This window comes from Streptomyces sp. NPDC051286 (assembly GCF_044455345.1).
In the GTDB taxonomy this organism is placed as follows: domain Bacteria; phylum Actinomycetota; class Actinomycetes; order Streptomycetales; family Streptomycetaceae; genus Streptomyces.
In genome coordinates, this window is sequence record NZ_JBITER010000017.1 from 157,053 (window position 1) to 166,553 (window position 9,501).

At 71.4% G+C, this 9,501-nt stretch carries 8 protein-coding genes; all 8 read left to right on the top strand.

What is annotated here, in order from left to right; all coding sequences use genetic code 11:
- Positions 1-19: 19 nt before the first annotated feature.
- The 8 genes from rpmI to ACIBB8_RS19505 all read left to right on the top strand — a co-directional run bounded on the left by rpmI (position 20) and on the right by ACIBB8_RS19505 (position 9,407).
- The gene (gene rpmI / locus ACIBB8_RS19470; protein ID WP_030918579.1) at positions 20-214 is read left to right on the top strand and encodes a 50S ribosomal protein L35; all 195 of its coding nucleotides are present in this window, start codon (positions 20-22) and stop codon (positions 212-214) included.
- Positions 215-320: 106 nt separating this feature from the next.
- Positions 321-704 (top strand): 50S ribosomal protein L20, encoded by a 384-nt coding sequence (rplT, locus tag ACIBB8_RS19475; RefSeq protein ID WP_003970214.1) that lies wholly within the window; start codon positions 321-323, stop codon positions 702-704.
- Between the two features lie 116 nt (positions 705-820).
- Entirely contained in the window at positions 821-1,663 is an 843-nt protein-coding gene (locus tag ACIBB8_RS19480) for a TrmH family RNA methyltransferase (protein WP_398953649.1), read from the top strand.
- Between the two features lie 279 nt (positions 1,664-1,942).
- Entirely contained in the window at positions 1,943-3,118 is a 1,176-nt protein-coding gene (locus tag ACIBB8_RS19485; RefSeq protein ID WP_398953651.1) for an ATP-binding protein, read from the top strand.
- Between the two features lie 197 nt (positions 3,119-3,315).
- A complete protein-coding gene (gene pheS / locus ACIBB8_RS19490) occupies positions 3,316-4,455 on the top strand; it encodes a phenylalanine--tRNA ligase subunit alpha (RefSeq protein ID WP_398953653.1) in 1,140 nt (379 codons plus the stop codon).
- Positions 4,455-7,007, top strand: coding sequence for a phenylalanine--tRNA ligase subunit beta (gene pheT, locus ACIBB8_RS19495; RefSeq protein ID WP_398953655.1), 2,553 nt, complete (start codon positions 4,455-4,457; stop codon positions 7,005-7,007). The genes pheS and pheT overlap by 1 nt, the downstream gene beginning before the upstream one ends.
- 438 nt (positions 7,008-7,445) lie before the next feature.
- Complete coding sequence (locus ACIBB8_RS19500; RefSeq protein ID WP_398953657.1) at positions 7,446-8,789, top strand: transcriptional regulator; 1,344 nt, start codon at positions 7,446-7,448, stop codon at positions 8,787-8,789.
- Between the two features lie 87 nt (positions 8,790-8,876).
- Complete coding sequence (locus ACIBB8_RS19505; RefSeq protein WP_398953660.1) at positions 8,877-9,407, top strand: NUDIX hydrolase; 531 nt, start codon at positions 8,877-8,879, stop codon at positions 9,405-9,407.
- Positions 9,408-9,501: the final 94 nt, after the last annotated feature.

Below are 9,501 nucleotides of genomic sequence, written 5' to 3' on the forward strand. Positions count from 1 at the left end.
ACGAGGAGAGAACGGCGCGATGCCGAAGAACAAGACGCACAGCGGTGCCAGCAAGCGATTCAAGATCACCGGCTCCGGCAAGGTGCTCCGCGAGAAGGCCGGCAAGCGCCACCTGCTCGAGCACAAGTCGTCCAAGAAGACCCGCTCGCTGACCGGCACGGTCGTCGTGGCTCCGGCCGACGCCAAGAAGATCAAGAAGCTTCTCGGCAAGTGAGGTTCGGCCCCCGGTGAATCCGGGGGCGCGACCTCGATCACACCGGGACCAATTCGTTTCCGGGCCGTGTGAGTCCAACCACGGCCCCGCTACAAGGAGTTAACAAGTGGCACGCGTCAAGCGGGCAGTCAACGCCCACAAGAAGCGCCGGGCAATCCTCGAGGCCGCCAGCGGTTACCGCGGTCAGCGCTCGCGCCTGTACCGCAAGGCCAAGGAGCAGGTCACCCACTCCCTGGTCTACAACTACAACGACCGCAAGAAGCGCAAGGGCGACTTCCGTCAGCTGTGGATCCAGCGCATCAACGCCGCTGCCCGCCAGAACGGCATGACGTACAACCGCCTCATCCAGGGTCTGAAGGCCGCCAACATCGAGGTGGACCGCAAGATCCTGGCCGAGCTCGCGGTCAACGACGCCAACGCGTTCGCCGCTCTCGTCGAGGTTGCCCAGAAGGCCCTTCCGAGTGACGTCAACGCCCCGAAGGCCGCCTGATCCAGGGCACACTTCTTGGCTTTTGAGCCGGACCCGCAGGCGCTCGTCGTCTGCGGGTCCGGTGCGTTGCACCCCTTGTTCCGTACCTCCGCACGCAGAGAGGCCCGCTGCCAACCATGGCCACCCCCGAACTGATCTCCCCGCGGTCGCCGCGCGTCGCCGCCGCCCGGCGCCTCGCCCGCCGCAATTTCCGGGGCAAGGAGCGACGGTTCATCGCCGAGGGGCCGCAGGCCGTGCGCGAGGCCGCCGGACACCGCGGCAGCGACGGCGAGCCGACCCTGCTTGAGCTCTTCGCCACCGTCGAGGCGGCCGAGCGGTACGCCGACATCGTCGACGCCGCCCACGCGGCCGGTGCCCGGGTGCACCTCGCGGACGGCGACACGCTCGCCGATGTGTCGCAGACCGTCACCCCGCAGGGACTCATCGGCGTCTGCCGGTTTCTCGACTCGCCGTTCGAGTCCGTCCTCGCCGCGAAGCCCACCCTGGTCGCCGTCCTTGCGCACGTACGCGACCCCGGGAACGCCGGTACGGTGCTGCGCTGCGCCGACGCCGCGGGCGCCGACGCCGTCGTCCTCACCGACGCCTCCGTCGACCTGTACAACCCCAAGTCCGTGCGTGCCTCGGTCGGCTCGCTCTTCCATCTGCCGGTCGTCGTGGGCGTACCGGTCGAGCAGGCCGTCCAGGGGCTGCGGGACGCGGGCGTACGGATCCTCGCCGCCGACGGCGCGGGCGACGACGACCTCGACGACGAGCTCGACGCGGGCACCATGGGCGGTCCCACCGCCTGGGTCTTCGGCAACGAGGCGTGGGGGCTGCCCGAGGAGACCCGGGCGCTGGCCGACGCCGTCGTCCGGGTGCCGATCCACGGCAAGGCGGAGAGCCTCAACCTCGCCACCGCGGCGGCCGTCTGCCTGTACGCCTCGGCCCGCGCCCAGCGCCCCCGCCGTACCGCCGGCTGACCGGCCCCGTCCCCCGCCGACCGGCGCACCGCAGCAGTGCGCCCCCACAGGGTGTCGCTCCGTGCGTCGTCCGCCCGTAGGGCGGGCCTGGCGGCGTCCGGTGTGTGCGATCGCACGGCGGAGGGTCGCCCCGATACCGGTCGTATCGGGGCGAGCCCGACAACGCGGCGAGCGTGCGTGCCTGGCGTCGCCTGGCAGGCGGGACTTTCGAAAGACGCCCTAGTAGGGTGACGAACTCGGGGGCCCACTGCACCGGTTCGAGAGGTGGGGTACGGGAGTATGTCTGTCGGCATGAGCAGGCCGCGCGAGACACACGCGGCCGACGCGCGCGCCGACCGGGGGCCGGACGGTGAGGACACCCCGGCCGCCGGCGAGGGCACCGGCCCCGCGGAGGACACCGTCGCATCCGGCATCGACCCGGACGACCTCCCCGACGGACTCGTCATCGCCGACAGGACGGGCCGGGTCATCTGCTTCAACGCTGCGGCCGCCCGGATCACCGCCGTACCCAGGGCCGCCGCACTCGGCCGCCCGCTGGAGTACGTACTGCCGCTGGAGGACCTCAAGGGCCGACGCTGGTGGGCCCTGACCGATCCGTACGGCGGCCTCGCCACCCGGATCGGCCAGCCCGAGCGGAACCTGCTGCTCCCCGGCGGCCGCGAGGTCCTGGTCGCCGCGCGGTACGTCCGTGAGTACCCGACCGGTCCGGTACGCCGGCTGGTGATCAGCCTGCGCGGCACCGAGGCCCGTCGCCGCACCGAGCGCAGCCACGCCGAACTGATCGCGACCGTCGCCCACGAACTGCGCTCCCCGCTGACCTCCGTCAAGGGCTTCACCGCGACGCTGCTGGCCAAGTGGGAACGGTTCACCGACGACCAGAAGCGCCTGATGCTGGAGACCGTCGACGCCGACGCCAACCGCGTCACCCGGCTCATCGCCGAGCTGCTCGACATCTCCCGGATCGACTCCGGCCGCCTGGAGCTGCGCCGCCAGCCGGTCGACCTCTCGGCCGCCGTGGAACGCCACGTCCAGGCCCTCACCGCGAACGGCCAGGCGCCCGACCGCTTCCTCGTGCGCACTCGGCAGCCGCTGCCCGCGGTGTGGGCCGACCCGGACAAGGTTGACCAGGTCCTCGGCAATCTGCTGGAAAACGCGGTGCGCCACGGCGAGGGAACCGTCACCATCGAAGTCGCACCCGCACCCGCGAAGAGCGACGAGAAGGGAACAGCCGTCACCGTGAGCGACGAAGGCCCCGGCATTCCCGAGGAGTCGATGGGCCGCGTCTTCACCCGCTTCTGGCGGGGGAGCAAGCGCGGCGGTACGGGGCTGGGCCTCTACATCGTCAAGGGCATCGTCGAGGCGCACGGCGGCACGATCACGGTCGGCCGCGGCCCCGGCGGCGGCGCAGAATTCCGATTTATTCTGCCCGTGGGGGCTCCGGCCTATCTGAAATAGGAGCGTCCGCGAGGCAATCCGGCAGGGCGACGGCAGGCGACGGGAGGGCCTGAGCAGCCCGCGGGCTTTCTCCACCCCTCGTGGCCTTTAGACTCGACCTTTGGCACCTTTGCGTCCTCCAGTCGTCGAGCGGGGCCGCGGGGTCCGGGGTGTCCCCGGTTCAGAGCAGTACCAGCCAATCGGAAGCACGGGAAGAGATGTCGGCACCGAACAAGTCGTACGACCCAGTCGAGGTCGAGGCACTGAAACCGGAAGAGATCGAGCGCATGCGGGACGAGGCGTTTGCCGCCTTCGCCGCCGCGGGCGACCTCGACGCGCTCGCCCAGGCGAAGACCGCGCACACCGGTGGTACCTCGCCCCTGTCCCTCGCCAACCGGGAGATCGGCGCTCTGCCGCCGCAGGCCAAGGCCGAGGCGGGCAAGCGTGTGGGCCAGGCCCGCGGCGCCGTGAGCAAGGCCCTCGCCGCCCGTCAGGCGGAGCTGGAGGCCGAGCGGGACGCCCGTGTGCTGGTCGAGGAGGCGGTGGACGTCACGCTGCCGTACGACCGCACCCCGGCCGGCGCCCGCCACCCCCTGACGACCTTCATGGAGCGCGTCGCGGACGTCTTCGTGGCCATGGGCTACGAGATCGCGGAGGGCCCCGAGGTCGAGGCGGAGTGGTTCAACTTCGACGCGCTGAACTTCGTGCCCGACCACCCGGCCCGGCAGATGCAGGACACCTTCTTCGTCCAGGGCACCACGCCCGACGGGAAGCCGACCACGGGCGACGAGTCCGGCATCGTGCTGCGTACGCACACCTCGCCGGTCCAGGCCCGCACCCTGCTCGACCGCGAGCCGCCCGTCTACGTCGTCTGCCCCGGGCGGGTCTACCGCACCGACGAGCTCGACGCTACGCACACGCCGGTCTTCCACCAGATCGAGCTGCTCGCCGTCGACGAGGGCCTCACCATGGCGGACCTCAAGGGCACCCTCGACCACATGGTCCAGGCGCTCTTCGGCCCGGAGATGAAGACCCGGCTGCGGCCGAACTTCTTCCCGTTCACCGAGCCGTCCGCCGAGATGGACATGGTCTGCTACGTCTGCCGCGGCACGTCCGTCGGCAACCCGGACCGCCCCTGCCGCACCTGCGGCAGCGAGGGCTGGATCGAGCTCGGCGGCTGCGGCATGGTCAACCCCAAGGTGCTCATCGCCTGCGGCGTCGACCCCCAGAAGTACAGCGGATTCGCCTTCGGGTTCGGCATCGAACGGATGCTGATGTTCCGCCACAACGTCGAAGACATGCGAGACATGGTCGAGGGTGACGTCCGGTTCACCCGGCCGTTCGGGATGGAGATCTGATGCGTGTCCCGCTTTCCTGGCTGCGGGAGTACGTCGACCTGCCGGCGACGGAGACCGGCCGTGACGTACAGGCCAAGCTCGTCGCCGTGGGTCTGGAGGTCGAGACCGTCGAGCACATCGGCGCCGGCCTGAAGGGCCCCTTGGTCGTCGGGCAGGTACTGACCATTGAGGAGCTGGAGGGCTTCAAGAAGCCCATCCGCTTCTGCACCGTCGACGTCGGCTCCGCCAACGGCACCGGTGAGCCGCAGGAGATCGTCTGCGGAGCCCGTAACTTCGCCGTCGGTGACAAGGTCGTCGTGGTCCTCCCCGGCGCCGTGCTGCCCGGCGACTTCGCGATCGCCGCGCGCAAGACATACGGCCGGACCTCGCACGGCATGATCTGCTCCACCGATGAGCTCGGCATGGGCGACGACGGCACGCACGGCATCATCGTGCTGTCGCCGGAGCACGAGGTCGGCACTGACGCGATCGAGCTGCTCCAGCTCGTCGACGAGGTCCTGGACATCGCCGTCACCCCTGACCGCGGCTACTGCCTCTCGATGCGCGGTGTCGCCCGTGAGACCGCCATCGCGTACGGGCTGCCGCTGCGCGACCCGGCTCTCCTCGACGTGCCCGCGCCGAACGCGTTCGGCTACCCGGTGAAGGTGGCCGACCCGTTCGGCTGCGACCGGTTCACCGCGCGCACCGTCGTCGGCCTGGACCCCGAGGCGCGTTCCCCGATCTGGATGCAGCGCCGGCTGCAGAAGGCCGGGATGCGACCGATCTCGCTCACCGTCGACATCACCAACTACGTGATGCTGGAGCTCGGCCAGCCGCTGCACGCCTACGACCGCACCCGTATCGACGGGCCGATCGGGGTGCGCCGCGCCCAGCAGGGCGAGAAACTCACCACGCTCGACGGCACGGTCCGCGTCCTGGACGCCGAGGACCTGGTCATCACCGACAACCGCGGGCCGATCGGTCTCGCGGGGGTCATGGGCGGCGCCAACACCGAGATCGCCGACGCCCGGAACGGTGAGAACACCAGCACCGAGGTCGTCATCGAGGCCGCGCACTTCGACGCGATCTCGATCGCCCGGACCGCACGCCGCCACAGGCTGTCCTCCGAGGCGTCCAAGCGCTTCGAGCGCGGAGCCGACCCGCAGGCCGCGGCCGCCGCCGCGCAGCGCACCGTCGACCTGCTGGTGCTGCTCGCGGGCGGTACCGCCGAGGCCGGCGTCACCGAGGTCACCGCTCCGTCCGCCCCCCGCACCATCGTGATGCCCGCGGACCACCCCGACCGGGTGGCCGGTGTCGTGTACGGCCGCGAGACCGTCGTACGCCGCCTCCAGCAGGTCGGCTGCGACGTCTACGGGCAGGACGAGCTCCTCGTCACCGTGCCGTCCTGGCGGCCCGACCTGAGCGAGCCGAACGACCTCGCCGAAGAGGTCATCCGGCTGGAGGGCTACGAGAACCTCCCGTCGACACTGCCGACGCCGCCGTCCGGGCGCGGGCTCACCGACCGCCAGCGTCTGCACCGCAGGGTCGGCCGGGCGCTCGCCGGAGCCGGCTTTGTCGAGGCGCTGAACTACCCGTTCATCGGCGACGCGGTGCTGGACCAGCTCGGGTTCGACGCCGACGACGCCCGCCGCCGTACGGTCAAGCTCGTCAACCCGCTCTCCGACGAGGAGCCGGCGCTGCGTACCACGCTGCTGCCGGGCCTCCTCGGCGCACTGCGTCGCAACGACGGCCGTGGCAGCCACGACCTGGCGCTCTTCGAGACGGGGCTGGTCTTCCTTCCCCAAGCTCTCAGCTCCGTTCGAGCAGGGGAGACCCCACTGACCGGCGAGGAGACCGCGGCCGTGAGGCTGCCCGTCGACCGCCGTCCCGGCGACGAGCAGATCGCCGGGCTGAACGCGGCGCTGCCGCATCAGCCGCGCCGCGCCGCCGTCGTCCTCGCGGGCGCCCGCGAGCAGGCCGGCTGGTGGGGCAAGGGCTGCCCGGTGAACTGGGCGGACTCCATCGAGGCCGCTCGTGCCATTGCCCGCGAGGCGGGTGTCGAGCTCACCGTCCGGAACGACCAGCACGCGCCGTGGCACCCCGGCCGCTGCGCCGCGCTGTTCGTCACGGCGAACGACGCGGAGGTCCTCGTCGGGCACGCCGGTGAGCTGCACCCCGGCGTCATCAAGGAGCTCCACCTGCCGGAGCGGACCTGCGCCATGGAGATCGACCTCGACCTCCTGGAGCAGGCTGTCGACGGCGCGCTCCAGGCGCCGCGGATCTCCACCTTCCCGGTGGCGACCCAGGACGTCGCGCTGATCGTCGCGCAGGACGTTCCCGCCGCCGACGTGGAGCAGGCGCTGCGGGAGGGCGCGGGCGAACTCCTCGAATCGCTGAGGCTGTTCGACGTGTTCACCGGCGAGCAGATCGGCGAGGGCAGGAAGTCCCTGGCGTACGCACTGCGGTTCCGCGCGCCGGACCGCACCCTGACCGTCGACGAGGCCACGGCCGCCCGCGACGCGGCGGTCGCGCTGGCCGCGGAGCGGACGGGCGCGGAGCTGCGCGGCGCGTAGCGTGCCGACGGCGACCGGCCCTCGAGGCCGAACCGGCCGCAGAAGGTGAGGAGGGGGCGTATCCGGCTACCGGATACGCCCCCTCCTTCTGTGCTCGCCGAACGGCGGGGGGACCGCACGCGGGCCCCGGCCCGGCCCGGGGAACCCGGTTCCGGTCCGACCCCGCAGCCACCCTCCGATCAGTGGGCAGTGGGTCGTGCGATCCTGCGTCGTCCGCGCTGCCACGGTGTGTCGGGCAGGTCGGCAGAGCGAACGACGCGGGTGCGGGCCGTCAACTGTACGAGGGGGAGCAGACGACCCGGCCGCCTCTTGCGAGGCGACTGATTCAACCGATTCGTACCCCGGCGCACCAGAGTGCGCGGCGGGACGGTTCGGGCATTTACGTTCACACCCCGTGTGAAACGTGCTCCACTGGGTCGACAGGCCTTAGGAGGGGCAATGGAGCCCAACATCCTGCTCGAAGCCCTCATTGACGAGGCGGGCGTCTCCCGGGCAGGTCTTGCCGCACACATCAATCAGGCGGGGCGTGCCCGCGGACTGTCCCTGCGGTACGAACACACGGCCGTGGCCCGCTGGTTGAAGGGACAGCGGCCCCGCGGGCAGGCTCCCGACCTGATCTGCGAGGTGCTCGGCGACCGGCTGCGGCGACCGGTCTCCCTCGGCGACATCGGCATGGCGACCCGGGGCGGCGGGGGCACGGTCGTGCCGGGCTCGACGCTCACCGGCTTCGTCGAGCGGGCCACCGCGTTGTGGCGCTCGGACGAACAGCAGCGCCCGCACGTCCTCGCCGCGGCCGCGGTCACCGGTACGACAGCGGTGATGCCCGTGTGGGAGTGGGAGAACCCGCCCGAGGACGCCGACGTCTCCCGTGCCGGTCCGACACGCGTCGGCATGGCCGACATAGCGATGCTGCGTGCCGCCCGAACCCACTACGAACTGATGTACCGCAGGGCCGGCGGCATCGCGACGCGTTCCCGCATCGTCGGCTTCCTCAACGCCGAGACCGCCCCGCTGCTGCGCGGCGGTTACAGCGACGCGACCGGCCGCCGGCTGCACCGGGCGACCGGCGGGCTGGTGGCCGTCGCGGGCATCTGCGCGTACGACTCCGACGCGCACGGTCTCGCCCAGCGCTACTTCCACCAGGCACTGCGGCTGGCCAAGGCGAGCGGGGACCGGGGGCTCGGCGGGTATGTGATCGCCCTGCTGGTCAACCAGTCGCTGTTCCTCGCCGACTACCGGCAGTCCGTCGCCTTCGCGGAGGCGGCGCTGCGGGCGGCGGGACGGCACATCACGCCCGCGCTGGCGGCCGATCTGTACGCGATGCAGGCGAAGGCGTACGCACACCTCGGCGACGGCCGCAGCGCCCTGGAGTGCATCCGGCGAGCCGAGTCCGAGGCCGAGCGCATCCGCCCCGGCCATGAACCCGACGAGACGGGGTACGTCGAACCGGGCCTGGTCAATGTGCAGGTGGCGGAGGCTCTGTTCAGCCTCGGCGATCTGCCGGGGGCTCGGGAGCACGCCGCGGCGGCGGTCCGTACCCCGGCGCACGACCGGGGCCGGGTGCACCGGCTGGCCATGCTGACCCATATCGAGCTGCGGCAGGGGGAGGCGGACCGGGCGGCGGGCACGGCCGCGGAGATGGCGGAACGGGCCCGGGGGATGGAGTCGCAGCGGCTGCGGGACCGGCTGCGGGCGGTGCGCGAGGATCTGGTCGGGAGCGGCTGCGCCGACGCGGAGGAGGCCGCCGAGCTGATCGACGGGGCGTTGCGCGTACCGCTGTGAAGGTACGGGACGTATGCCGGGAACGTTCCCCTCCAGCTCTGCTCCTGCTGCCATGTTGCCACCAACGTGTCGGAAGGTGGCCGAACTGTGCAGTGGACGAATCTGAACGAACAAACTGTGTATGAGAACCGCTGGTTCCGGGTCAATCTGGCGGATGTCGTTCTGCCCGACGGCCGTCACCTCGACCACTACCTCGTCCGGCTCCCGGCCGTCGCCGCGGCGACCGTCGTCAACGAGGCCAACGAGGTACTGCTGCTGTGGCGGCACCGGTTCATCACCGACAGCTGGGGCTGGGAGCTTGCCGCAGGTGTGGTCGAGGACGGCGAGGACATCGAGGCAGCGGCCGCCCGGGAGATGGAGGAGGAGACCGGCTGGCGCCCGGGCCCGCTGCGGCCGCTGCTGACCGTGGAGCCGTCGAACGGCCTCACCGACGCCCGGCACCACCTCTACTGGGCCGAGGAGGCGACCTGGACCGGCCCCCCGCAGGACGATTTCGAGTCGTCGCGCCGCGAATGGATCCCGCTCAAGCTGGTGCCCGACATGATCGCCCGGGGCAAGATCCCGGCCGCCAACATGGTGGCCGGGCTGCTGATGCTCCATCACTTACGGATCGGGTGAGAGTGCCCGGCAGTAGGCAGCGCGGGTGAAGGAGCGGGGCTGGGGTGCGTGCATCGCAAGGCGGAGGATTGAGCCAACGCGGAGCGTTGGTGAT